Source organism: Streptomyces sp. NPDC002306, from assembly GCF_053593435.1.
Genome location: NZ_JBSFCK010000007.1, coordinates 243,680 through 267,736, shown reverse-complemented (window position 1 = coordinate 267,736; position 24,057 = coordinate 243,680). Strand labels below are relative to the sequence as shown.

23 protein-coding genes and 1 pseudogene are annotated in these 24,057 nt (G+C 72.8%); 12 read left to right on the top strand and 12 right to left on the bottom strand.

The window, feature by feature from the left end; translation table 11 throughout:
• Nucleotides 1-270 precede the first annotated feature (270 nt).
• A complete protein-coding gene (locus ACWCQK_RS17055; protein ID WP_451155936.1) occupies nucleotides 271-1,071 on the top strand; it encodes a site-2 protease family protein in 801 nt (266 codons plus the stop codon).
• Here the strand turns inward: ACWCQK_RS17055 and ACWCQK_RS17050 are convergent.
• The 3 genes from ACWCQK_RS17050 to ACWCQK_RS17040 form a co-directional block, all read right to left on the bottom strand.
• Complete coding sequence (locus ACWCQK_RS17050) at nucleotides 1,061-1,276, bottom strand: hypothetical protein (protein ID WP_451155935.1); 216 nt, start codon at nucleotides 1,274-1,276, stop codon at nucleotides 1,061-1,063. The genes ACWCQK_RS17055 and ACWCQK_RS17050 overlap by 11 nt on opposite strands.
• Nucleotides 1,277-1,454: 178 nt before the next feature.
• Complete coding sequence (gene npdG / locus ACWCQK_RS17045) at nucleotides 1,455-2,159, bottom strand: NADPH-dependent F420 reductase (protein WP_451155934.1); 705 nt, start codon at nucleotides 2,157-2,159, stop codon at nucleotides 1,455-1,457.
• A 37-nt stretch (nucleotides 2,160-2,196) separates the two neighbouring features.
• On the bottom strand, nucleotides 2,197-3,273 hold the full coding sequence (locus ACWCQK_RS17040; protein ID WP_451155933.1) for a sialidase family protein: 1,077 nt from the start codon (nucleotides 3,271-3,273) through the stop codon (nucleotides 2,197-2,199).
• A gap of 109 nt (nucleotides 3,274-3,382) precedes the next feature.
• On the opposite strand from ACWCQK_RS17040, the gene ACWCQK_RS17035 reads away from it, so the two are divergent.
• Both ACWCQK_RS17035 and ACWCQK_RS17030 read left to right on the top strand, forming a co-directional pair.
• The gene (locus ACWCQK_RS17035) at nucleotides 3,383-3,985 is read left to right on the top strand and encodes a hypothetical protein (RefSeq protein WP_451155932.1); all 603 of its coding nucleotides are present in this window, start codon (nucleotides 3,383-3,385) and stop codon (nucleotides 3,983-3,985) included.
• 163 nt (nucleotides 3,986-4,148) lie between these two features.
• Entirely contained in the window at nucleotides 4,149-5,528 is a 1,380-nt protein-coding gene (locus tag ACWCQK_RS17030) for an MFS transporter (protein WP_451156036.1), read from the top strand.
• Here ACWCQK_RS17030 and ACWCQK_RS17025 read toward each other — a convergent pair whose 3' ends face one another.
• Nucleotides 5,529-5,762 carry a hypothetical protein gene (locus ACWCQK_RS17025; protein WP_451155931.1) on the bottom strand — a complete coding sequence of 78 codons (234 nt, stop codon included), beginning with the start codon at nucleotides 5,760-5,762 and terminating at the stop codon, nucleotides 5,529-5,531. It lies immediately after the preceding gene.
• Nucleotides 5,763-5,820: 58 nt separating this feature from the next.
• On the opposite strand from ACWCQK_RS17025, the gene map reads away from it, so the two are divergent.
• Nucleotides 5,821-6,678 (top strand): type I methionyl aminopeptidase, encoded by an 858-nt coding sequence (gene map, locus ACWCQK_RS17020; RefSeq protein WP_451155930.1) that lies wholly within the window; start codon nucleotides 5,821-5,823, stop codon nucleotides 6,676-6,678.
• Nucleotides 6,679-6,869: 191 nt separating this feature from the next.
• Nucleotides 6,870-7,517 (top strand): biliverdin-producing heme oxygenase, encoded by a 648-nt coding sequence (locus ACWCQK_RS17015; RefSeq protein WP_451155929.1) that lies wholly within the window; start codon nucleotides 6,870-6,872, stop codon nucleotides 7,515-7,517.
• 20 nt (nucleotides 7,518-7,537) lie between these two features.
• Here ACWCQK_RS17015 and ACWCQK_RS17010 read toward each other — a convergent pair whose 3' ends face one another.
• On the bottom strand, nucleotides 7,538-8,182 hold the full coding sequence (locus ACWCQK_RS17010; RefSeq protein WP_451155928.1) for a PhzF family phenazine biosynthesis protein: 645 nt from the start codon (nucleotides 8,180-8,182) through the stop codon (nucleotides 7,538-7,540).
• Between the two features lie 29 nt (nucleotides 8,183-8,211).
• Here ACWCQK_RS17010 and ACWCQK_RS17005 point away from each other — a divergent pair.
• From ACWCQK_RS17005 to ACWCQK_RS16985, 5 genes and pseudogenes are all read left to right on the top strand, one after another.
• Nucleotides 8,212-8,625 (top strand): annotated as a pseudogene (locus ACWCQK_RS17005) (ABC transporter ATP-binding protein); the annotation flags it as partial.
• Between the two features lie 191 nt (nucleotides 8,626-8,816).
• Nucleotides 8,817-9,953, top strand: a complete 1,137-nt coding sequence (gene efeO, locus ACWCQK_RS17000; RefSeq protein ID WP_451155927.1) for an iron uptake system protein EfeO — start codon at nucleotides 8,817-8,819, stop codon at nucleotides 9,951-9,953.
• A 15-nt stretch (nucleotides 9,954-9,968) separates the two neighbouring features.
• Nucleotides 9,969-11,240: an iron uptake transporter deferrochelatase/peroxidase subunit gene (gene efeB / locus ACWCQK_RS16995; RefSeq protein ID WP_451155926.1), complete on the top strand. Its 1,272-nt coding sequence runs from the start codon at nucleotides 9,969-9,971 to the stop codon at nucleotides 11,238-11,240.
• Between the two features lie 3 nt (nucleotides 11,241-11,243).
• Complete coding sequence (gene efeU / locus ACWCQK_RS16990; protein ID WP_451155925.1) at nucleotides 11,244-12,116, top strand: iron uptake transporter permease EfeU; 873 nt, start codon at nucleotides 11,244-11,246, stop codon at nucleotides 12,114-12,116.
• Nucleotides 12,076-13,077 carry a hypothetical protein gene (locus tag ACWCQK_RS16985; RefSeq protein ID WP_451155924.1) on the top strand — a complete coding sequence of 334 codons (1,002 nt, stop codon included), beginning with the start codon at nucleotides 12,076-12,078 and terminating at the stop codon, nucleotides 13,075-13,077. Before efeU ends, ACWCQK_RS16985 begins: the two co-directional genes overlap by 41 nt.
• A gap of 42 nt (nucleotides 13,078-13,119) precedes the next feature.
• Here ACWCQK_RS16985 and ACWCQK_RS16980 read toward each other — a convergent pair whose 3' ends face one another.
• The 5 genes from ACWCQK_RS16980 to ACWCQK_RS16960 form a co-directional block, all read right to left on the bottom strand.
• Entirely contained in the window at nucleotides 13,120-13,860 is a 741-nt protein-coding gene (locus ACWCQK_RS16980) for a bifunctional DNA primase/polymerase (RefSeq protein ID WP_451155923.1), read from the bottom strand.
• A gap of 182 nt (nucleotides 13,861-14,042) precedes the next feature.
• Entirely contained in the window at nucleotides 14,043-14,657 is a 615-nt protein-coding gene (locus ACWCQK_RS16975) for a TetR/AcrR family transcriptional regulator (protein WP_451155922.1), read from the bottom strand.
• A 156-nt stretch (nucleotides 14,658-14,813) separates the two neighbouring features.
• Nucleotides 14,814-15,812 carry a small ribosomal subunit Rsm22 family protein gene (locus ACWCQK_RS16970; protein WP_451155921.1) on the bottom strand — a complete coding sequence of 333 codons (999 nt, stop codon included), beginning with the start codon at nucleotides 15,810-15,812 and terminating at the stop codon, nucleotides 14,814-14,816.
• 177 nt (nucleotides 15,813-15,989) lie between these two features.
• Nucleotides 15,990-17,180: a serine hydrolase domain-containing protein gene (locus tag ACWCQK_RS16965; RefSeq protein ID WP_451155920.1), complete on the bottom strand. Its 1,191-nt coding sequence runs from the start codon at nucleotides 17,178-17,180 to the stop codon at nucleotides 15,990-15,992.
• Complete coding sequence (locus ACWCQK_RS16960) at nucleotides 17,117-18,550, bottom strand: multidrug effflux MFS transporter (protein WP_451155919.1); 1,434 nt, start codon at nucleotides 18,548-18,550, stop codon at nucleotides 17,117-17,119. The genes ACWCQK_RS16965 and ACWCQK_RS16960 overlap by 64 nt, the downstream gene beginning before the upstream one ends.
• 87 nt (nucleotides 18,551-18,637) lie before the next feature.
• Between ACWCQK_RS16960 and ACWCQK_RS16955 the strand changes: the two genes are divergently transcribed.
• Nucleotides 18,638-19,648 carry a Gfo/Idh/MocA family protein gene (locus tag ACWCQK_RS16955; protein WP_451155918.1) on the top strand — a complete coding sequence of 337 codons (1,011 nt, stop codon included), beginning with the start codon at nucleotides 18,638-18,640 and terminating at the stop codon, nucleotides 19,646-19,648.
• 78 nt (nucleotides 19,649-19,726) lie between these two features.
• On the opposite strand, the gene ACWCQK_RS16950 is transcribed toward ACWCQK_RS16955, so the two are convergent.
• Nucleotides 19,727-21,382 carry an alkaline phosphatase D family protein gene (locus tag ACWCQK_RS16950; RefSeq protein ID WP_451155917.1) on the bottom strand — a complete coding sequence of 552 codons (1,656 nt, stop codon included), beginning with the start codon at nucleotides 21,380-21,382 and terminating at the stop codon, nucleotides 19,727-19,729.
• Between the two features lie 132 nt (nucleotides 21,383-21,514).
• Between ACWCQK_RS16950 and ACWCQK_RS16945 the strand changes: the two genes are divergently transcribed.
• Nucleotides 21,515-22,393 carry an SDR family oxidoreductase gene (locus ACWCQK_RS16945; RefSeq protein ID WP_451155916.1) on the top strand — a complete coding sequence of 293 codons (879 nt, stop codon included), beginning with the start codon at nucleotides 21,515-21,517 and terminating at the stop codon, nucleotides 22,391-22,393.
• A gap of 275 nt (nucleotides 22,394-22,668) precedes the next feature.
• Here ACWCQK_RS16945 and ACWCQK_RS16940 read toward each other — a convergent pair whose 3' ends face one another.
• Nucleotides 22,669-23,925: a D-alanyl-D-alanine carboxypeptidase family protein gene (locus ACWCQK_RS16940; RefSeq protein WP_451155915.1), complete on the bottom strand. Its 1,257-nt coding sequence runs from the start codon at nucleotides 23,923-23,925 to the stop codon at nucleotides 22,669-22,671.
• Between the last annotated feature and the right edge of the window lie 132 nt (nucleotides 23,926-24,057).

The following is a 24,057-nucleotide window of genomic DNA, read 5'->3' as shown; positions in this document are numbered from 1 at the left end:
GGTCCCCGGCCCGGTCCTCCCCCGGCGCCGCGGCCGGGCCCGCCGCGAAGTGCTTCCCGCAGCACTCCATCCGCTGGTCCGCGCGGAACACCCGCCGAAGTAGCATGCCCCCACCTTCCTGGGAACCGGCGACCGATCGCGAGACGTTTTCCCGTACGCCGGGTACGGTCGGGCGCTCCGGCGCCCCACCGTCCCGGACATCCCAGACATTCCAGACCTCCCGGACAGCCACCGAGCGCGACACCCGAGCGCAGTACAGGAGCCTCCTCCATGACCACCGCCACCACCCGCCACGGCGAACGGCGGATCAGCCCCGTCTTCGTCGGGATCCTGGCCGTCACGGCGGTCACCGGCTGGGCGACCTGGAGCGGCTTCGCCGAGCAGCCCGGCGTGGCCGTGTTCCTGTTCGTGACGGCCGCGTGGATCGTGTCCCTCTGCCTGCACGAGTACGCGCACGCGCGCACCGCTCTGCACAGCGGCGACATCTCGGTGGGCGAGAAGGGGTATCTGACCCTCAATCCCCTCAAATACACGCACGCACTGCTGAGCATCGTGCTGCCCGTGGTGTTCGTGATCATGGGCGGGATCGGGCTCCCCGGCGGCGCCGTCTTCATCGAGCGCGGGCGGATCCGGGGCCGCTGGCGGCACAGCCTGATCTCCGCCGCGGGACCGCTGACGAACGTGCTGTTCGCCGCCGTGTGCACCGCCCCGTTCTGGCTGGACTCGCTGGAGGGCGTGCCGCACGACTTCCGGCAGGCGCTCGCCTTCCTCGCCCTGCTCCAGGTCACGGCGGCGCTGCTGAACTTCCTGCCGGTGCCCGGCCTGGACGGCTACGGCGTCATCGAGCCCTGGCTGTCGTACAACGTGAAGCGCCAGGTGGAGCCGTTCGCGCCGTTCGGGCTGCTGTTCGTGTTCGCGCTGCTGTGGGTGCCGTCGGTCAACAGCGCCTTCTTCGACGTGATCGACACGATCCTGCGCGGGATGGGCATCAGCGGCGAGGACACGTACTGCGGCCAGGAGCTCTACCGCTTCTGGCAGGGCACCAACGAGTACTGCTCGGTCAGCCCGTGACGGAGCCGCCCCGCGCCCGGTCCCGGCCGCGCTTGAGGTAGTACCAGGTCATGTTGGACGACAGTCCCGCCATCAGGACCCAGACGACACCCAGCCAGCTGCCCTGCACGAAGGAGACGACCGCCGCGGCGGTGGCGAGGACGCAGACGACGAGGCTGTAGAGGCCGATTCGCCGGGCCGGGTCGGAGGGGAGCATGGCGGACATGGGGGTGGCTCCTGTCGGGGGACACTGCTGCTGGCGCCGTCCAGTGTCCCCCATGGAGCCGCCCGCCCGGGACGGGCCACCCGCCGACGGCCGACCCGCGCGCGGGCGCCGACCACGCGAAGGCCACGCGCCGGCCGTCAGCCGGTCGCGGCGCGGGCCGTCCGTCGGCCGTGCGTCGTCACACGTCGGTGACGCGCAGTCCCGCGTGCGCCTTGTAGCGGCGGTTGACGGAGATCAGGTTGGCGACCAGCGACTCGACCTGGTGGGCGTTGCGCAGCCGGCCCGCGAAGACACCGCGCATGCCGGGGATGCGCCCGGCCAGCGCCTGCACGATCTCCACGTCGGCGCGCTCCTCGCCGAGGACCATGACGTCGGTGTCGATGGCGTCGATCTCCGGGTCCTGCAACAGCACCGCGGACAGGTGGTGGAAGGCGGCGGCCACCCGCGAGTCCGGCAGCAGGGCGGCGGCCTGCTCGGCGGCGCTGCCCTCCTCCGGCTTCAACGCGTAGGCGCCCTTCTTGTCGAAGCCGAGCGGGTTGACGCAGTCGACGACGAGCTTGCCCGCCAGTTCCTCGCGCAGCGACTCCAGCGTCTTGCCGTGGCCGTCCCAGGGCACGGCGACGATCACGACGTCGCTGCGCCGCGCGGTCTCGGCGTTGTCGGCGCCCTCGACGCCGTGGCCGACTTCGTCCGCGGCGGCCCGGGCGCGGTCGGTGGCCCGGGAGCCGATGATCACCTTCTGGCCGGCCCTGGCGAGCCGGTAGGCCAGGCCCTTGCCCTGCGGCCCGGTCCCGCCGAGCACGCCGACGACGAGTCCGGAGACGTCGGGGAGGTCCCAGGGGTCCTTGGCGGGGGCCTGCTGTGCACTGTCGGTTGAGGTCATGCGCCGACTTTACGTGCGTGTCCGTCCGGTCACCGGGTCAGGTGAGCCGCGCCACCGGCACTCTGTGGAATGCGATCGTCTCGTAGGCGCCGAAGTCACCTGTCTCGTAGAGCAGTCCGAGCGTGTCGGCGTCGATCCGCACCAGGTCGGAGTAGGCGGCGGGCAGCCCGTTCACCGTGTACACGGGCCGCCAGGTGACGCCGCCGTCGGTGGAGGCGCGCAGGGTCATCAGGGCGCGTACGGCGGGGTCGGCGGGGCCGGAGTAGAGCAGCGTGTCGGGGTCGCGGAGCTGGAGGAGGCTGCCCTCGCAGACGGGGGCGACCAGTCCGGCCTGCGGACGGAACGGCCTGACCAGGGTCCGCCCGCCGTCCCCGGAGTGGGCGTCGGCGCGGTTGCCGGGCGACGGGGAGTCGTTGCGGGTGTTGAAGTAGACGCGGCCGTCGGGGAGTTCGGCGGCGGTGGTCTCGTTGACGTTGACGTAGCCGTCGGTGTTCTCGTCGACGTAGCCGAGGTACCAGGTCACGCCCCGGTCGTCGCTGAGCAGGCAGTGGCCGCTGTTGTACCTCGACTCGTTGCCGACGTCGGTGCCTGCGGGCGGGACGGTGTGGTTGCCGGGGACCAGGACCCGGCCGGTGCTCAACTGGAGGGCGTGGCCGGGCGTGGTGGCGTACCAGCGCCAGCCCGTCCGCTTCACCTGCTTGGTGATCTCCTTCAGGCCCGACCAGGTCGCGCCGTGGTCGTCGCTGTGCTGCACCCACACCCGGCGGCCGTCCGCGTCCTTGACCGTGCCGCGCAGGATGGCGTCCTCGCTGACGGCGCCGGAGGCCCGGACGTGGACGAGCAGGATCCGGCCGGTGTCGAGGACGACGGGCGCGGGGTTGCCGGCCAGGTTCGTGCCGTTGTTCGCCGCCACCTGGAGCGGGCCCCAGGTGCGGCCGCCGTCCGTGGAGCGCTTCAGGACGATGTCGATGTTGCCGTGGTCCCGCGCGGAGTCGACGCGGCCCTCGCAGAAGGCGAGCAGGACGCCGGAGGCGGCGCGGACCACCGCCGGGATCCGGTAACTCGCGTATCCCTCGCGGCCCGCGCGGAAGGGTAAGGCGGTCTCGTTCGTCATGGGAACTCCTCAGGCCCTCTTTCCCCGGACGTCTCCCCTTTCCCCGGGTCGGGCGAATTCCAGGTGAACTCCGGGTCACGAGTGGCTGGTTGCGGCAGGATGCGGTCGTATGGACGCCGTACGGGTCGCGTTGCTGCGCGAAGTGCTCGCCGGGACCGAGTGGCTGGGCGCCACCCGGCGGTTCGCGGGTGCGCTGCGCGGGTCCGTGGTGTCGCACGGGGGCGGTCTGCTGCTGGTGGGGACACCCGGGTACGAGCCCTGGCACCTGGCCGCCCACCTGGTGGACGAGGCCGCGTGGTCGGGCACGCCGGAGCTGACCCCGACGCTGGTCCGGCATGACGCGCGCGCCTCGGATCCGGCGCAACTGGCCGTCGGTCTGGGGCGGATCGAGGCGGTGCGGCGGGGCGAGACGCTGCTGGTGGTGACGCCCGAGGACCCCGGCGGCCCGCTCCTGGAGCGGGTGCACGACGCGCGCCGGGCCGGGGCGACGGTCCTGGCGCTCGGTTCCGGGGGCCGTGACCTGGTGTCCCTGTCCCATGAGTCCCTCGCCGTCCCGGACGGCACCGACCTGGACCTGGACACCGTGCAGCACCTGGTCAGCGCCGGGGCCGGCGAGAACGCGCTGCCGGCGCCCAGGCGCCGCCGGCGGCTGCGGGACGATCTGTCCCGGCTCGCGGACCGTCTGACGGCGCCGCCGCCCGCACCCTGGTGACGTCCCGTCGGCGAAGGGCTCGGGCCAGGACCGCGTTCCGCGCCGTCCCGCCGCGCTCGGCACCGATCGGCGCAGCGGCGGCCGTCGGCCGAGGCGGCGGCCCCGGCGAAAAGGGTTTGCCTCCCGCGTCGACGGGGACCGATCATGAGCTGTCGTGACCGAAGTGCCCGCCTCACCCGCGCCCCCCGCCTCCCCCGCCGAGAGTCCCTCCGGACTGCGCGCCCTGCTGCCCGACCTCGCGCCCTGGCGGGCCTCGCTCGACTTCCGGAGGCTGTGGCTGTCGGGGCTGGTCTCCAACTTCGGCAGTTTCCTCACCTTCGTCGCGCTGCCGGTGCAGTTGAAGGACCTCACGGGGTCGGCCGCCGCGGTGGGCGCGATCGGCGCGGTGGAACTGGTGCCGCTGATCGTCTTCGGGCTGTACGGCGGGGCGCTCGCCGACGCCCTGGACAAGCGGAAGCTGATCGTCTGGACGGAGGCGGGCCAGGGGCTGCTCTCCGCCGTGCTGCTGCTCAACGCGCTGCTGCCGCGGCCGGCGATCTGGCCGTTGTACGTCGTCGCCGCGCTGTCCTCCGCGCTCGTCTCGGTGCAGCGGCCCGCGCTCGACTCGCTGTGGCCGCGGATCGTCGCCCATGACCACCTTCCGGCCGCGGCCTCCCTGAACTCGTTCCGCTGGACGGTCGGCGGAGTGGCGGGCCCGGCGCTCGCTGGCGTGGTCGTGGCGTACGCGGGGCTCGGTTCGGCGTACGCGGCCGACCTCGTCACGTTCGCCGTCTCCGTGCTCCTCGTCGTCCGCATCGCGCCCTCCCCCGCCGCCCGCGAGGCCGCCCGGCCGTCCCTGCGCTCGATCGTCGAGGGCGCCCGCTACGCCTGGAGCCGCAAGGAACTCCTCGGCACCTACGCCGTCGACCTCGCGGCGATGTTCCTCGCGATGCCCCTCGCCGTCCTGCCGTTCCTCGCGGACGAGCTGGACGCGCGGTGGTCGCTGGGCCTGATGTACGCGGCCATCCCGGCCGGGGCCCTGCTGGTCAGCCTGACCAGCGGCTGGACCGCGCGCGTGCACCGGCACGGGCGGACGGTGGTGCTCTCGGCCGCGCTGTGGGGCCTGGCGATCGCCGCCGCCGGGGTGGTCGGCAACGTGTGGCTGGTGCTGCTGTTCCTGGCCGTCGCGGGCGGCTGCGACATGGTCAGCGGCATCTTCCGCGGGGCGATGTGGAACCAGACGATCCCGGACGAGCTGCGCGGCCGGCTCGCCGGGATCGAGCTGCTGTCCTACTCGGTGGGGCCGACGCTGGGCCAGGTCCGCGCGGGCGGGGTCGCCGCCTGGCTGGGCGTGCGGACGTCGGTGTGGTCCGGCGGCCTCCTGTGCGCGGGGGCGGTGGGGCTGCTCGCCCTGTGCCTGCCGAAGCTGATGACGTACGACGTGCGCACGAACGAGCACGCGCTGCGGCGGCGCGAACGGCACGCCACCGCGAGCACGGGTCCCGCCGCGCACGCCACGCCGGGTCCGGATCCGGTTTCCGCGGCGGACCCGGCGCAGGCGTGATCAGTCGTCGTCCGGGGCGCCGCCCGCCGGGGCGTCGTGCCAGCGGGGGTCGTTCTCCCACTCGAGGTTGCGTTCGCGGGCGGTCTCCATCGCGTGCTGGGCCTCCTGGCGGCTCGCGTACGGGCCGAATCGGTCCTTGCCTGGACAGTCCGGCCCCTCCTCGACCTTCTTGTGCTCCAGGCAGTAGAACCACTCGCCCGGCTTGCCGACCGTGCGCTTCTTGAACAGGGCCATGACCAGCTCCTCTCGCCACCGACATGTTCCCCCATCCCCGCTGGATAGACTCGCCGACATGTCTGGCCAGTCACTGCTCGTACCAGGGGAGCTCTCTCCCGCCCGTTCCGTCCCCGGCAACATCCGCCGCCCCGAGTACGTGGGCAGGCCCGCGCCGACGCCGTACACCGGACCCGAGGTGCAGACGCCCGAGACCGTCGAGGCGATGCGCCGCGCGGGCCGGATCGCCGCACAGGCGATGGCCGAGGCGGCGAAGATCATCGCGCCGGGCGTGACGACGGACGAACTCGACCGGGTGGCGCACGACTACATGTGCGACCACGGCGCCTACCCGTCGACACTCGGCTACCGCGGCTTCCCCAAGTCCCTGTGCACCAGTGTCAACGAGGTCATCTGCCACGGCATCCCGGACTCGACGGTGCTGCGCGACGGCGACATCGTCAACCTGGACGTGACCGCCTACATGGGCGGGGTGCACGGCGACAACAACGCCACGTACCTGGTCGGTGACGTGGACGAGGAGTCGCGGCTGCTGGTGGAGCGGACCCGGGAGTCCCTGGACCGCGCGATCAAGGCGGTCCGGCCGGGCCGGCAGGTCAACATCATCGGCCGGGTCATCGAGTCGTACGCCAAGCGGTTCGGGTACGGGGTGGTCCGGGACTTCACGGGCCACGGGATCAACTCCTCGTTCCACTCCGGGCTGATCATCCCGCACTACGACAGCCCGCACGCGACGACGGTGATCCAGCCGGGCATGACGTTCACGATCGAGCCGATGCTGACGCTCGGCACGCACGAGTACGACATGTGGGACGACGGCTGGACGGTCGTGACGAAGGACCGTCGGCGGACGGCGCAGTTCGAGCACACACTGGTGGTGACGGAGACGGGAGCCGACATCCTGACGCTGCCGTAGCCGCTCGACCCCCCTGGCCCGCTCTCTTCGGAGGGCGGGCTTTTTTCGTGTTCCGCCCCAGGTCCGGCCGTGGATCCGCCTCCGGTCCGCCCTCTCGGGTGAGGACCGCCGCCATCCGGGGTACGGTCTTACCGACAGGCCGTCGGCAAAGCTGTTGACTTAGGTAAGGCTTACCTTAAATGATGCCGCATATGGACTCCTTTTCGACAGTCATCCGCACCGCCTCGCACGAGCAGCACGTGGAGGCGGAGACCTCGACGTTCATGAGCGACCTGCTCGGCGGCCGACTGGGCGTGGACGCGTACGCGCGCTACACCGAGCAGCTGTGGTTCGTGTACGAGGCGCTGGAGGCCACGGCCGGGCGGCTCGCCGCGGACCCGGTGGCCGGACCCTTCGTCCAGCCCGAGCTGTTCCGGCTGACCGCGCTGGAGCGGGATCTCGCGCATCTGCGCGGTGCCGACTGGCGGACGGGCCTGTCCCCGCTGCCCGCCACCCGCGCCTACGCCGACCGGGTGCGCGAGTGCGCCGAGCGATGGCCCGCCGGCTATGTCGCCCACCACTACACCCGCTACCTCGGCGACCTCTCCGGCGGCCAGATCATCCGGGACCGGGCGGAGCGGACCTGGGGGTTCGAGCGCAAGGGCGACGGGGTCCGGTTCTACGTCTTCGAGGGCGTCGCCAACCCGGCCGCGTTCAAGCGGGGTTACCGCGAGCTGCTGGACGCGGTCCCGGCCGACGACCTGGAGAAGCAGCGGATCGTGACGGAGTGCAAGCGGGCCTTCGCCCTGAACACGGCGGTGTTCCAGGCGCTGGGCGAGGAGTTCCCGCTGAGCGCCTGAACCGCCGCGCGGAACCCGTCCTAGCGTTCCAGGAGCACCCGGCCCCCGATCTCCACCCACCCGTACGGCTGTGGCGCGGTGAGGATCTGGGAGCCCGCGCCCTGCGTGATGTTGAGCGCCCGGCCGAGCCGTTCGGTCAGGAGCAGCGCCGCCGCGCCCGTCGCCTCGTCCTCCTCGACGCCGTCGTCGCGGCCCGGGAAGGCGCGGGCACGGACGCGGCCCGCGGGCTCGTCCTCCCAGGCCCAGGCGTAGATCCACTCGCCGGCCGGCGGCACGGGCAGGTCGTCGACCTCGGCGGCCGTGGCGTACCGGCGCAGCGTACGCGGCGGGACCCACTCGGCCCGCGCCTCGATCCAGCTGAACTCGCCGTCCTGTCGCGCCCCGACCACCCCGGCCGGCGTGACCAGTTCGGGCACGTCGAGGAGCCAGGCCGTGCCGACGCACGGGTAGCCCGCGAACGGCAGCCGCAGGGTGGGCGTGTAGATGTCGATGACCCCGCGCTCGGGGTCGTCCACGAACACCGTCTCGCTGAAGCCGAGTTTCCCCGCCAGGGCCTGCCGGTCGTCCCGCTCCGGCAGCACGGAACCCTCGCGGACGACGCCCAGCTCGTTGCCGTATCCGCCGTTCGCCGCGCAGAACACGCGCAGCACGTCGTAGTCAGTCACCCGGGCATTGAAACACCCGGTCCGTCCGCGCGAGCGCCGCGACCGAGGTGGCCGCCTTCGCCGTACGGCCGTTCTCGGCGCTCAGCGGCGGGGAACGGGCCCGGGTCGCGCCGGCCCGGGTGCCGGCGCAGGCCGCTCCGCTGCCGCTGCTCGACGAGCCGACCACCGCGCTCGACCTGAAACACCAGGAGTTGGTGCTGCGGCTGTGCCGGGAAAGGGCGCACGCCGGTGACGCGGTGGTCGTGGTGTTGCACGACCTGGGACTCGCGGCCGCCTACGCGCACCGGGTCGCGATCCTGTGCGCCGGCCGGGTCGCGGCCGACGGGCCACCGGCCGAGGTGCTCTCCGAGGACCTGCTCTCCCGGGTCTACGACCAGCCCGTCGACGTGCTGCCGCACCCGCGCACGGGCGCCGTCCTGGTGACACCCGGACGGAACCTTTGAATTCCCTTTGACCGCTTCTTTACGTCCGATTTGGGTCGCCGTGATCACCTCGTGCTCCTACGGCTTCCATGAGAGGTGAATCACGGCACGCAGGGGTACCACGCAGGTAAGCCTCGGTTAAGTTAGGCCAGCCTCACTAGATTCCCTGTGAGTGCCGTCACGCCGTTTTTCAGCCACCTGTGGGAGCCCGCATGCGAGCCGTCAGACTGTCCGTTGTCACCGCCGCCGCCACCGCGGCCGCTCTGACCGCCGTCACGGGCTGCACGGAGAAGAGCAGCGCCGGGGACACCGGGGCGATCCAGGTGACCGCCGCGGACTCCACCTGCGAGACGTCCACCACGTCGGTCCCGGCCGGCCAGGTCACGCTGAAGATAGCGAACAAGGGTTCCCAGGCCACCGAGGTCGAGATCCTCTTCCCGGACGACCGGATCGTCTCCGAGAAGGAGAACATCGGACCGGGCACGAAGTACACGCTGACCGCCGAGGTGAAGGCCGGGTCGTACGAGATCGCCTGCCGCCCCGGCATGAAGGGCCGCGGTGTGCGGCAGAAGCTCACCGTCACCGGCGGCTCGGCCGCCAAGCGCGACCCGAAGCTGGACAAGGCCGTCGCCGACTACCGCGAGTACGCGCAGGAGCAGGCCGACGCCACCGTGCCGCTCGCCGAGACCTTCGCGAGCGCGATCAAGGCAGGCGACCTGGAGGCCGCCAAGAAGGCGTACTCCCCCTCGCGTCTCGGCTGGGAGCGCACCGAGCCGATCGCCGAGTCCTTCGGTGACATCGACCCGAAGACCGACACGCGCGCCGACGGCCTCGAGGACGGCCAGAAGTGGACCGGCTGGCACCGGCTGGAGAAGTCCCTGTGGGAGGACAAGAAGATCGGCGACGAGGACAAGACCCTCGCCGACCAGCTGGTGACCGACCTGAAGGACTGGCAGAAGCGCGTCGGCAAGGCCGAGATCACCCCGACCTCCATGGCCAACGGCGCCAAGGAGCTCCTCGACGAGGTCGCCACCGGCAAGGTCACCGGCGAGGAGGACCGCTACTCGCACACCGACCTGGTCGACTTCAAGGCCAACGTCGAGGGCGCGCAGAAGGCGTACGAACTGCTCGAGCCGGTCGCCGCGAAGAACGACGCCGCCCTGACCGGTGAACTGGACAAGCAGTTCGCCGCGCTGGACACGCTGCTGGACAAGTACCGCTCCGACAAGACGTCCTACGACTTCGTCTCCTACGACAAGGTCACCAAGGACCAGCGCAAGGAGCTCTCCGACGCCGTCAACGCGCTCGCCGAGCCGCTGTCCAAGCTCGCCGCGGCCGTCGTGAAGTAAGAAGGGCCACATCCCATGACGGACCTCCAGGAAACCGCCGCCGGGGACACCTCCGGCGGCGCTCCCACCCGGCGATCACTGCTCGGCTGGGGTGGCGCGGGCCTCGCGCTCGGCGCCGCCGCGGCGGGCGGCGCGGTGACGATGGCGCGGGTCGGCGACGACGTGGACCCGGCCGCCGCCGACACCGGCGGTGCGATCGCCTTCCACGGCCCGCACCAGGCCGGCATCGCCACGCCGGTCCAGGACCGGCTGCACTTCGCCGCGTTCGACGTGAAGACCGACGACCGCGCCGAGTTCGTACAGCTGCTGAAGGACTGGACCGAGGCCGCCCGGCGGCTGACCGCCGGCAAGGCGGTCGGCGAGGGCGCGTACGGCGGGCTCGCCGAGGCGCCGCCGGACGACACCGGTGAGGCGCTGGGCCTGAAGCCGTCCCGGCTGACGCTGACGATCGGCTTCGGACCGTCGTTCTTCGAGAAGTTCGGCCTGGCGGACCGGCGGCCGCAGGCGCTGGTGGACCTGCCCCGGTTCCCCGGCGACAACCTCGACGCCTCCCGCACCGGCGGCGACCTGTGTGTCCAGGCCTGCGCGGACGACCCGCAGATCGCCGTGCACGCGATCCGCAACCTGGCCCGCATCGGCTTCGGCAAGGTCGCCATCCGCTGGTCCCAGCTCGGCTTCGGCAAGACCTCCTCGACGACCCCCGACGCCCAGACCCCGCGCAACCTCATGGGGTTCAAGGACGGCACCCGCAACATCGCGGGGACGGAGACGGACCGGCTGAAGAAGTTCGTGTGGGTCGAGGACGGCGACGCGGCCTGGATGACCGGGGGTTCGTACCTGGTGGCCCGGCGCATCCGCATGAACATCGAGACCTGGGACCGGACCTCGCTCCAGGAGCAGGAGGACGTCTTCGGCCGTGACAAGGGCGAGGGCGCGGCGGTCGGCAAGGCGAAGGAGCACGATCCGCCGTTCCTGAAGGCGATGAAGCCCGACGCGCACGTGCGTCTGGCCCACCCCGACTCCAACGACGGGGCCACCATCCTGCGCCGGGGTTACTCCTTCACCGACGGCACGGACGGCCTCGGCCGCCTCGACGCGGGCCTGTTCTTCCTGGCCTACCAGCGTGACGTGCGCAAGGGCTTCATCCCGCTCCAGCGCCGTCTGTCGGCGTCCGACGCGCTCAACGAGTACATCCAGCACGTGGGTTCGGCGCTCTTCGCCGTCCCGCCGGGCGTCCGCGACACGGACGACTGGTGGGGCCGGACGCTGTTCTCCAAGGAGGCGTAGCCCGTGTTCTCCAACTACCTGATCGGTCTGCGCGAGGGGCTGGAGGCGAGCCTCGTCGTCTGCATCCTGATCGCCTACCTGGTCAAGACCGGCCGCCGGGACGCCCTGCGGCCGATCTGGATCGGTATCGGCGTCGCCGTCCTCATCGCCATGGGCTTCGGCTGCGCCCTCGAATTCGGTTCCCAGGAGCTGACGTTCGAGGCGCAGGAGGCGCTCGGCGGCTCCCTGTCGATCGTCGCGGTCTGCCTGGTGACCTGGATGGTCTTCTGGATGCGGCGCACCGCCCGGCACCTCAGGTCCGAGCTGCACGACAAGCTGGACGCGGCCCTGGCGATGGGCACGGGCGCGCTGGTCGCCACCGCGTTCCTGGCCGTGGGCCGCGAGGGCCTGGAGACCGCCCTGTTCGTGTGGGCGTCCGTGCACGCGGCCAGTGACGGCACCCCCCGCCCGCTGGTCGGGGTCGCCCTCGGCCTGGCCACCGCGGTCCTCCTCGGCTGGCTGTTCTACCGCGGCGCCCTCAAGATCAACCTCGCCAGATTCTTCACCTGGACCGGCGGCATGCTGGTCGTGGTGGCGGCGGGCGTGCTGGCGTACGGCGTGCACGACCTCCAGGAGGCCGACTGGCTTCCCGGCCTGCGGAACCTGGCCTTCGACATCAGCGACACCGTCGACCCGGGCAGTTGGTACGGCACGCTCCTCAAGGGTGTCTTCAACTTCCAGCCCGACCCGACCGTGTTCCAGGTCACGGTGTGGCTGCTGTACCTGGTCCCGACGCTCGCGCTGTTCCTCGCCCCGGTAGGGTTCCCCTCCGGGAAGGGGAAGGTGACAGCACCTGATGAGCAGGGTTCGCGGCCCTCGAAGGCCGAGCAGGCTTGAGCGGAGCGCGCTGGTCGCGGCCTCGGCGACCGCGCTGTCGCTGACGGCGAGCGGGTGCGTGGTGGTGCACGGTGAGCGCGAGATGCTCCCCGCCACCACGCCCGCCGAAGCCGCCGAGGCGCTCCAGCAGTTCACGGCCGCGTACAACAAGGCCGACAAGGCGTACGACAGTTCCCTGGACGCGGACCACGTCACCGGCGCCCTCGGCGACATCGACGCGGCGCGGCTGAAGGCCGGCCACGCCAACAGTCCGGCGGGCAACGCGGCGCACACGCCCCTGACGTTCACGGACGCGCGGTACACCATCCCCAAGAAGGCGGGCTGGCCGCGCTGGTTCGTCGCCGACGCCAAGGCCGACAAGGGCGGTGACGCACGCTGGATGCTGGTGTTCCTGCGCGGCGGCCTGTCCGAGCCGTGGCAGGTGTCGTATCTGACGCTGGTGGCCCCGGGCGCCGTACCGCAGTTCAAGAAGGACAAGGACGGCTGGGCCGAGGCCGTGCCCGTGGACTCGGCCGAACTGGCCGTCGCCCCCGCGGACTTGAGCCGGGACTACGCGACCTACCTGAAGGACGGCGGGACGGCCTTCGCGGACGGCACCTACACCAGCACCCTGCGCGCGAACCGGGCGAAGGGCGCCAGCAAGCCGGGGCTGGCCACGCAGTACATCGACGAGCCGCTGACCCGGGACGACTACGCCCCGCTGGCGGTGCGCACCGCGGACGGCGGGGCACTGGTGTTCTTCACCACGCACCACTACATGAAGCAGACGGCCGCGGCCGGCGCGTCGGTCCCCACGCCCAACAAGAGCGTGCAGGCACTGACCAAGGGCGAGATCAAGCAGTCCCTGACAATGGAGTTCGTCTCCAACCAGGTGGTCCTGGACCCGAGACGGGGCTCGGTGGCCGGTCCGGTGTCGATGCTCGGCAAGATCCAGGGGCTGACGGCGGCGCAGGGCGAGTAGCGCCGGGCGCCGGGCGTCCGGGGAGAGCGCAGGGCGTCCGGGTCAGTGGCGCAGCGGCCAGGCCGAGGCCACGTCGTGGTCCGGCTCCGCGCCGGCGTGCCGGGCGCAGGCGTCGGTGAGGGACTCCAGCAGGGTCAGCGGGTCCGGCAGCGGGTGCTCCGGGCCGCGCAGCCAGCGCACGTGCTGTCCGTCGTCACCGGGCAGCCGGGCCGGCGGTACGAGGACGTAGGAGCCCCGGCAGTGCCAGCGCATGCCCGGGTGCTCGTCGGCCGTCTCGGGGTGGCAGTCCAGCTCGCACGGCCACCACTCGTCCTCGTCCTCGGGGGTGCCGCGCGTGAGCGTGAAGAACAGCATGCGGCCGTCGTCGCTCTCGGCGACCGGGCCGACCTCGACGCCGGCCGAGAGCAGGTTCTCCAGGGCCTCGGCGCCGGCCTCCACGGGCACGTCGAGGACGTCGTGCACCATGCCGGTCGCGGTGATGAAGTTGGCCTGCGGCTGGTGCCGGGCCCAGCGCTCGATCTGGGCGCGGTCGGTGGTGGACTGGGTCTGCCACGCGAACGACACGGGGTGCCGGGCGGGCGTGGGACAGCCGACGCGGTCGCACGAGCACCGGTAGCCCGGCGCCGGGTGCGCGGCGGGCGCCAGCGGCAGTCCCGCGGCGGCGGCGGCGAGCAGCAGAGCCTCACGGCCACCGGTGTCGGCGGTCTCCTTCGGGCGCCGTCCGCGCAGCCACTGGGAGAGTTTGCCCTGTCGGCCGGTGCGCCCACCGATCTCCGCGCTCATCTATCCCCTCGCCTCGCTGTTGTCCGGACAGCATGCCTCATGGTCCCACCATCCTGCGCATCGGGGGTCCTCGGCCACCGATCGGGGCAGGTGGGACAAGGAGTCACGAGCAGCCACGAGAGGCACACCACATCCCTGATCGGGCGTGCCGCGCATTTCGGCGCCCGGGAACGGCGGTCCGGTCAGCGCGGGGAGAGGCCGTGCAGGGCGTAGTCGACGAGGGTGTCGGTGTACTCGTAGGAGATCGGGCCCGTGTACTGGAGCCAGCGCTGGGCGAGCGGGGAGATGAAGAACTCCAGGGCGATGCGCGGGTCGATCTCGGCGCGGACCTGTCCGGCCCGCTGCGCGGAGCGCAGCCGCTCGACGTACAGCTGGAGCGCCGGTTCCATGAGCTTGGCCGTGAACTCCCGGCCGACCTGTTCGTTGACCACGCCCTCGGCGGCCAGCGCCCGGGACGGCGCCTCGAACCGGGGGTCCCGCAACTGGTCGACGGTGGCCCGCAGCACCGCCTTGAGGTCGGCGGCGAGGTCTCCGGTGTCCGGGAAGACGTACGGCCGCGCGCCCGCGTCCCCCGCCGCCCGGGCGCTGAGGTCCAGGAACGCCTCCAGCAGGACGTCCGCCTTCGACGCCCACCACCGGTAGATGGTCTGCTTGCCGACGCCGGCCCGGGCGGCGATGCCCTCGACGGTGGTCTTCGGGTAGCCCACCTCGGCGACGAGGGCGAGGGCGGCGTCGTAGATCGCGCGCCGCGACCTCTCGCTGCGGCGGGTGGCGTCGGGGGGCGGCTTCTGGACCATGGGGCGACGCTATCAAGGCGGTGAGACGGGGCGTCTCGCGGCGGGCGGGACCACCCGGGTTCGTGGGCGGGGGCGTGTGGGCGGGTGGGATCGCCGGGCTCGTGGGTGGGGGTCCTGCGTCTGGGGCCCGTGGGTGGGGATCCCGAGGAGGCGGGGTCAGTCCGCCGGGTCGTGCGGGGGCGGCCAGGCGTCGCCCCAGTCGGCGTCCCGGGCCGCCTTGTAGAGGTCGCCGTGGCGCTTGGTGACCGTCGTACGGCGCAACTGTTCGTCGGCCTCGCACAGGTCGAGCAGGACCTGGCCCTTGCGGATCTGCGGGCGCCGGACCACCCGGGAGGGGGCCGCCGTCGCAGGGAGGCGGGTGGCGGCGACGTAGCTGAACTTCTCGTCCTCGTAGGCGAGGGAGCCGCCCTTGACCTGGCGGTGCAGCGAGGAACGGCTGACACGGGCCGAGAAGTGGCACCAGTCCGTGCCGGGCACGATGGGGCAGGCGGCACTGTGCGGGCAGGGCGCGGCGACGCGGAAGCCGGCGGCGACCAGGCGGTCGCGGGCCGCGAGCACCCGGGCGTAGCCGTCCGGGGTGCCGGGTTCGATGATCACGACGGCCTGGGCGGCGCCCGCGGCGGCGTCGACGACGTGGCCCCGGTCGGCCTCGGTGAGTTCGCCGAGCACGTACGACACCGTGACGAGATCAGTGCTCTCGACGGTGAGCGCCGCTCCGATCCGAGAGCGCTGCCAGCGGGCGTCCCGCAGCGCGGGGTTGGCGGCGGCGATCTCCCGGCCCAGGGCGAGCGCGGGCTCGGCCCAGTCCAGCACGGTCACCGGCCGGGTCCCGTCCCAGGTCGCGCTGACGGCCCAGGTCGCCGCCCCGGTGCCGCCGCCGATGTCGACGTGGCCGCCGGGCGTCCACCCGGGGGCCGCGTCCGCGAACGCCTCCAGCGCCGCCCGCACCGCCTCGAAGGTCGCCGGCATCCGGTACGCGGCGTACGCGGCCACGTCCGCGCGGTCGCGCAGGATCGGCGCGTCGGTCGGGGTGGTCCCCCGGTAGTTGGCGATGAGCCGTTCCACGGCTCCCGCGGCCTGCCGGGCCGGGAGCCCGTCGAGAAGGCCGGCGAGGGCGCCGCGGAGGGTCTCGGCCGGGAATACGGGGACGTTCACCCGGCGATTCTCTCAGGTCCCCGGACCCGTCTCCCTCCGGTCCCCGGACCCACTTCTTCGGGGTCCCCGGACCCACCTCCTCGCGGTCCCCGGACCCCGCCGCTCCCTGGCGTCCGGACCCGCCTCCCCTCCCCGGGGCCCTGAACCCTCCCGGGGACCATGAGCCGTGCCCGCGGGCTACGCCCCGCGCACCGCCCGGGCCAGGCGTGTCCCCGCCGCCGCCCGCGGTGCGCTGTCCGGTGGACGTCTGCGCGGATGGACCGTGTTGGCCAGCAGGACGAGGAAGGTGTCCGTGGCCGGGTCCAGCACCAGGGAGGTGCCGGTGAAACCGGTGTGGCCCGCGGCTCCCCGGCCCGCCAGCTCTCCCATGAACCACGGCTGGTCCAGGGCGAATCCGAGGCCCGGCGGGGTCAGCAGGAGTTCCACGAAGTCCGGCCCGAGGATGCGGGCGGGCCCGTAGGAGCCGCCGCCCAGCAGCGCACGGCAGAACACCGCCAGGTCCCGCCCCGTGGAGAACAGGCCCGCGTGACCGGCCACCCCGCCCAGCGCCCAGGCGTTCTCGTCGTGGACCACGCCCCGCAGCATGCCCCGGTCCGCCTTGGCCCAGGGGCGACGCTGGTCCTCGGTCGCCGCCGCGCCCGGACAGGGCCCGAAGTCGGTGGCGGTCATACCCAGCGGGCGGGTGATGCCCTCGTGGACGAGGACGTCGAGGGTGCGGCCGGTGATCCGTTCCAGGACGTGTTGCAGGAGCAGCAGGTTCAGGTCGGAGTAGCGGTACGCGCCGGGCGGCCCCACCGGCTCCTCCGACCGCAGCCGGGCCAGCCGCCCGTCGTCGTCCGCGCAGTCGTACAAGGGGAGTTCGGGACGCAGACCGGAGGTGTGGGTGAGCAGCTGCCGCACGGTGATGTCGTGCGCGGCGGCGGCGCGGAAGTCCGGCAGGTACGCGCCCACCCGGGCGTCGATGCCGAGCGTGCCGCGCTCGATCTGCTGCACCGCGGCGACGGAGGTGAACAGCTTGGTGAGCGAGGCCAGGTCGAAGGGGGTGTCGACGGTCATCGGCACCCGGTCCGCGAGCGGCAGCTCGACGCCCGCGTCCGTTTCCGGGTCGTACGACGCGTAGCGCACCGCCCATCCCGCCGCCTCCGCGACGGCGATCACCGGGCCGCGTCCGGCGACCACGACGGTGCCCGCCGCCCAGGGGCGCGCGCCCCTGGTGAGGCCGTGGACCTCACGGACGAGGTCGCGCAGCTCCCCGGCGTCGAGTCCGGCGCGTTCCGGTGTGTCGCTGCGCAGTTTCGGCGCGCTCAGTTCCCCTCCTCCGGGTTCCCGGGCTCCGACGCACCCGCCGGTGTGTGCCAGGGACGGCACATTCCCACGAAACAGGCCAGCGCCACCAGTGCGGCCGTCAGTTGGACCAGTGCCATGGGTACGGCGGTGTGCTCCCCGGCGACACCGACGAGCGGGGAGGCGATCGCGCCGACGAGGAAGGAGGACGTGCCGAGCAGGGCGGACGCGGACCCGGCGGTGTGCCGTACGCGCATCAGGGCGAGGGTCTGGGCGTTGGGCAGCGTGAGGCTCATCGCGGACATCAGCACGAACAGCCCGGCCGCCACCGGGACCAGCCCGACCTCGCCGAGGGCGCCGGTGGACATCAGCAGCAGGGCGGTCGCGGCGACGATCACGATCGCCAGGCCGGCGGCCAGCACCTTGTCGAGGCGGACCCGGCCGACCAGCACCTTCCCGTTGATCTGGCTGACGACGATCAGGCCCACCGAGTTGAGCCCGAACAGCAGGCTGAAGGTCTGCGGGGAGGCGCCGTAGATCTCCTGGATCACGAACGGCGAGGCCGAGATGTAGGCGAACAGCGCGGCGAACGTGAAGCCGCCCGTGAGGACGTAACCGGTGAAGACACGGTCGGCGAGCAGGGCGCGCATGGCGTGCAGCGCCTCGCCGACTCCGCCGCCGTGCCGTTGGGCCGGGGCCAGGGTCTCGGGCAGCTTCGCCCAGACCAGCGCCGCCAGCAGCACGCTCACGACCGTCAGCAGGGCGAAGACGCCCCGCCAGTCCGTCACCCGCAGGATCTGCCCGCCGATGAGCGGCGCGACGATCGGGGCGACCCCGGAGACCAGCATGAGCGTGGAGAAGAAGCGGGCCATGGCCACCCCGTCGTACAGGTCCCGTACGACGGCCCGCGCGATGACGATGCCGGCCGCGCCCGCGAGCCCCTGCGCCAGCCGGAAGGCGATGAGGAACCCCGCGTCGGGTGCCAGCGCGCACAGGGCGGTGGCGACGATGTAGACCGCGAGGCCGGCCAGCAGCGGGCGCCGGCGTCCCCAGCGGTCGCTCATCGGGCCGACGACCAGTTGCCCGAGCGCCATGCCGGCCAGGCAGGCGGTCAGGGTGAGTTGGACGGTCGCGGCGGGCGCGTGCAGGGCCTCGGTGACCTCGGGCAGCGCCGGGAGGTACATGTCCATCGCCAGCGGGGGCGTGGCGGTCAGTCCGCCGAGGACGAGCGTGACGAGGAGGCCGATGCGGCGCGGGGAACGGCCGTCGGCGGCCACGGCGTCGGCGTCGCTCCGCTGTTCCGGCCGCGGTCCCGGCTGGTGCTCCGGTTGTTGCTCCGGCTGGTGTCCCGAGTGCTGTCCCGGCTGTTCCTGCGGCTTCGCTCGCCGCTCGGCCCGCGGCTTCTGTCGTGGCTTCTGTTCCAGGCCCGGTATCGCCGCCCCGCGCTCGGACATGCGCCCCTCCCTCTCCGAGTGATCCGCCACCTATGCTCTCAGCTCGTACAGAGTGCCGATGGCCACATGAGCGAGGGTGGGCGCCGCATGACGGTGACGGAAGACAGTGTGCGCTGGGGGATCCTGGCGACCGGCGGGATCGCGGCGGCGTTCACGGCGGACCTGGTGGATCTGCCGGACGCGCGGGTGGTGGCGGTGGCTTCCCGGACACGGGCGTCGGCGGAGGCCTTCGCCGAGCGGTTCGGCATCCCCCGGGCGTACGGCGACTGGGAGTCGCTCGCGCGGGACGAGGACATCGATGTCGTGTACGTCGCCACCCCGCACTCGGCGCACCGCGCGGCCGCCGGTCTGTGCCTGGAGGCCGGGCAGAACGTGCTCTGCGAGAAGGCGTTCACGCTGAACGCGCGCGAGGCCCGGGAACTGGTCGCGCTGGCGCGCGAGCGCGGGAGCTTCCTGATGGAGGCGATGTGGATGTACTGCAACCCGCTGGTGCGGCGGCTGAAGGCGCTCGTCGACGACGGCGCGATCGGCGAGGTGCGGACCGTGCAGGCGGACTTCGGGCTGGCGGGACCCTTCCCGCCGTCGCACCGGCTGCGTGACCCGGCCCAGGGCGGGGGCGCGTTGCTGGATCTCGGTGTGTATCCGGTGTCGTTCGCGCAGTTGCTGCTCGGGGAGCCGTCGGACATCGCGGCGAGAGCGGTGCTCTCGGAGGAGGGCGTCGATCTCCAGACGGGAGCACTGCTCTCCTGGGAGAGTGGCGCTCTCGCTTCGGTGCACTGCTCCGTTGTGGGCGGTACGGGCACCACCGCCTCGGTGACCGGCGCGGCCGGCCGGATCGACCTCCCGGGCGGCTTCTTCCACCCGGACCGCTTCGTGCTGCACCGCGACGGCCGCGACCCGGAGGAGTTCACGGCCGACCCGGCCGACGGCCCCCGCACCAGCCTCCGGCACGAGGCCAAGGAGGTCATGCGCGCCGTGCGGGCCGGCGAGGCCGAGTCCCCGCTCGTCCCGCTCGACGGCACCCTCGCGGTGATGCGCACGCTCGACGCGATCCGCGACCGCGTCGGCGTGCGCTATCCCGGCGAGGCCGCCGAGTAGGCCGCGGACGCCGAGCAGCGGGCGTCGCCGCGGAGTCCGCGGACACCGAGCAGCGGGCGCCGCCGGGATCGGTCGCGCTCAGGCCGGCTTGAGCCCCGGCTCCCCCACCTCCGTCACGAAGGAAGCGGCCGTCGTGACCGGCGCCCCCGGCGTCGTCACGTACGGCACGGTCCTGAAGTCGGCCCGGGCCAGCCGCTGTCCCAGCGTGACCCGGGCGTAGCCGCGCCGTCCGTCGTAGAACCTGAGGTGCGGGTTGGCGGTCATGTAGGTGGCCCAGTTCCCGGGCCGCTGCGAGCCGTCCTTGCCGCTGGAGATCGACGTGGCCACGATCTCGGTGCCGACGGTGCGGGAGCGCGGGTCGTCGAAGTCGTCCTTGATGTCGAAGGCGTAGCCGACGTGCACGTCACCGGTGAGCACCATCAGGTTCTCGACGCCGGCCGCCCGCGCGCCGTCGAGGACGCGGCGACGGGCTGCCGGGTAGCCGTCCCAGGCGTCCATGGAGACCGCGGCGACCGGGGCGAGGTCCATGTTCCGCCGGGAGAAGCAGACCTGCTGCGGCACGACGTTCCACAGCGCCGCCGAGGAGCGCCAGCCGTCGAGGAGCCACCGTTCCTGGGTCGCGCCGGTCATCGTGCGGGCCGGGTGCTCGCTCTGCGGGCCCGGGACGTGCGGGACGTCGCCGTAGGCCTGGTCGGAGCGGTACTGGCGGGTGTCGAGCACGTCGAACTGGGCGAGCCGGCCCCAGTGCAGCCGCCGGTAGAGGGGCAGGTCCGGCCCCACCGGTGAATGCGGCGGGCGCAGCGGCTGGTGCTCCCAGTAGGCCCGGTAGGCGGCGGCGCGGCGCAGCAGGAACTCCGTCGAGGAGACGGCGTTCTCGGGGACGGCGCCCGCGTAGTTGTTCTCGGTCTCGTGGTCGTCGAAGGTGACGACGAAGGGGTGCGCGGCGTGCGCGGCCCGCAGGTCGGGGTCGGTCTTGTAGAGGGCGTAGCGCAGCCGGTAGTCCTCCAGCGACGCGGCCTCGTGGTCGAACAGCGCGGGGAGCCGGCGGTCGGTGTAGGCGCGGGCGCCGCCGGCCGCGTCGACCGCGTATTCGTAGATGTAGTCGCCGAGATGGAAGACCACGTCGACGTCGTCCTCGGCGAGATGGCGGTAGGCGGTGAAGTACCCGTCCTGGTAGGCCTGGCAGGCGACGGCGGCGAGGGTGAGCGACGAGACGTCGCCGCTCTCGGCGGGCGCGGTGCGGGTGCGGCCGGTCTCGCTGAGCCAGGTGCCGGCGCGGAAGCGGTAGTAGTACACGCGGTCGGCTTCGAGGCCGTCGACCTCGACGTGGACGGTGTGCCGGAACTCGGGGTGCGCGGTGGCGGTGCCCCGTCTGACGACGCCGGCGAACGCCTGGTCCAGGGCGACCTCCCAGCCGACGTCGACGCGTTCGGCGGGCAGTCCGCCGTCGGGCTGGTACGGGGCGGGTGCCAGCCGGGTCCACAGGAGCACCGAGCCGGGCAGCGGATCGCCCGAGGCGACCCCGAGGGTGAAGGGGTGGGCGTCGATCCGTGCCGCGTCCAGCTCCGCGGCGGCCGCCACCCCGGGTCTGGGGAGGTCCACGGCGAAGGCGAGCGCGATGGCCGCGCCGGTCGCGCCGAGGAAGCGACGGCGGCCGATATGGCGGGCGGCGGCGCGGAGTTCGGGCGCGTGCCGCGAAGGGGCCGGATGCGACGGGAATGCTGCGATTGTCATTCTTTCCTCCCCGGACAGTTCAGGGAGGAGACGGGGAGCCGACCACGCACGACACGCACCGCCCGGCACGCACCGCCCGGATGGCGGACAACGGGTTCCGTGTCACGGAGCGCCCTCCTACGCTCCGGGCCCATGAATCCCCACGCCCATGCCCAGGCCCAGGCCCACACGAACGCCGGCACCGACACCGACGCCGGCCTCACTGGAACCGCCCCCGCCGCCACCCCTGCCGCCACCACCGCCGACGCGACGGAATCCGCCCGCCGGTCGAGGATCGCCGTCGTGACCGGCGCCGGCTCCGGGGTCGGCCGCGCGGTGGCCGTCGAACTGCTGCGCGCGGGCTGGTCGGTCGCGCTGGCGGGCCGGCGCGCGGGGACGCTGGAGGAGACCGCGGCGCTGATGCCGGAGGGCGCCGCCCTCGTCGTACGGACGGACGTGTCACGCCCGGACGACGTGACCGCGCTCTTCGCCGCCACCGTGGACCGGTTCGGCCGGGTCGACCTGCTGTTCAACAACGCGGGGACGTTCGGGCCGGGCGGGGTGCCGGTCGAGGAGCTGCCCTACGAGGCGTGGCGGCACGTGGTGGACACCAACCTCAACGGGGCGTTCCTGTGCGCGCAGGCGGCGTACCGGCGGATGAAGGAGCAGAATCCCCAGGGCGGCCGGATCATCAACAACGGCTCGGTCTCCGCCCACGCGCCCCGCCCGCACTCGGCCGCCTACACCGCGACCAAGCACGCGCTGACGGGCCTGACCAAGTCCCTGTCCCTGGACGGGCGGGCGTACGGGATCGCGGTCGGCCAGATCGACATCGGCAACGCGGCCACCGACATGACGGCCGGGATGGGGACGGGCGCCCTCCAGGCCGACGGCAGGACCGTGCCGGAGCCGGTGATGGACGTGGCCGACGTGGCGCGCACCGTGCGGCACATGGCGGAGCTGCCGCTGGAGGCGAACGTGCAGTTCGCGACCGTACTGGCGACGACGATGCCGTACGTGGGCCGGGGTTGAGGGCGCCCCCGCGGTCGAACCGCGCCCGCCCGCGCCCGTCCGACAGTTCGTCAAGTCCTCAACTTGCACAAGCGGAATTCAATAGTCCGTACCATTGCGGCCGGTAACGGGCTTATGCTCGACACGCCTGCACAAGAGCTTCACATTTAGCGCAGTGAGGTTCCGCAAGCCAAACCGAGGGGGGAGGCGGCAGCCGTTCCACGGCGTCGGGTGGGGGTGGACCGCGCGTGGGACCGCGGGGTACGCACCGACCCGTGGAACGGCTGCCGTGCGGCTCACCCGGCGTTCCGGTCCCCGGCGCGGGCCGCCAGACGCCTGCGCAGCGCGTAGGCTCCGCCCGCCAGCAGCGCCGCCGTCACCACGCCCCCTTCCGCCAGCCGCCAGGCCGAGGTGCCGTCCGGCGCGGTGCCGGGCGGTCCGGCGGCCGCCGCCACCGCCTTCCGGGACGGCGGGGCGCTCACCCCTCCCTCACTCAGCGGATCGACCAGCGTGCCCACCGCCCGCGCCGAACCCGCCTTCGAGAAGCCCCAGTCGAGCAACGCGGCCGTCTCCTCGTAGACCGCGTTGTAGCCGCTCCTCGGGTGCATCACGGTGACGATCAGGGTGCGGCCGCCCCGGGTCGCGGCACCGGTGAAGGTGTTGCCCGCGTTGCTGGTGTAACCGTTCTTCACACCGATCAGGCCCGGGTACGGCCTCACCCCGTACACGCCCGACAGCAGGCGGTCGGTGTTCTGGATCTGGAACTTCTTCCTGCCGCCCGCCGGGAAGTCCGCCGTCCTCGTCGCGCAGTAGGCGCGGAAGTCGGCGTCCTTCAGCCCGTGCCGGCCGAAGAGCGTCAGGTCGTACGCCGACGAGAGTTGTCCCTTGTGGTCGAAGCCGTCGGGGCTGACCACATGGGTGTCCAGGGCCTGGAGGTCGACGGCCCGCGCCTGCATCTCGGCGACCGTCTTCGCCAGGCCGCCGTTCATCCGGGAGAGCACGTGCACCGCGTCGTTGCCCGAGCGCAGGAAGACGCCCTGCCACAGCTGTTCGACGGTGTACGTGATCCCCGGCTTGACGCCGACGAGGCTGGAACCCGACGGGATGTCGGCCAGGTCGGCGTCGGTGACCGTGTACCGCTCGGTCCGCCCGAACCTCGCCAGGACCGTGTCGGCGAACAGCATCTTCAGCGTGGACGCGGGCGCCAGACGCTGGTGCGCCCGGTAGGAGGCCAGCACCTCGCCGGACTCGTGGTCGGCGAGCAGCCAGGCACGGGCGGAGAGTTTGCCGGGCAGCCCGGTGGCGCCCTGCACCTGGACCCCGGCCCGGGTCAGCCGCTCACCACCGATCGCACCCGTCACGCCGGTCGCACGGGCCGGGCCGGTCGGGCGTGCCGAACCGGTCGGACCGGTCGCACCGGTAGGGCCGGTCGGGCCGGTCGGTCGGCTTGCGTCCGGCGCGGCGGCGGCGGATGTGGGCACGCCGGCCGCCAGGGGGACGGCCGCGGTGAGAGCGAGCAGGGAACGCCGGGTCAGCCAGGAGGATTCGCGCACTCCGGGACCGTACAAAGCCGTCCCGCGACCGCGCACACCGGGGCCGCGACATGCGTGCAGGAAACCCGAAAGAGGCAGACGACGGGTCATTGGACAGGGGTTTCCTGGCAATGACCCCAGCACGGCCCAGGA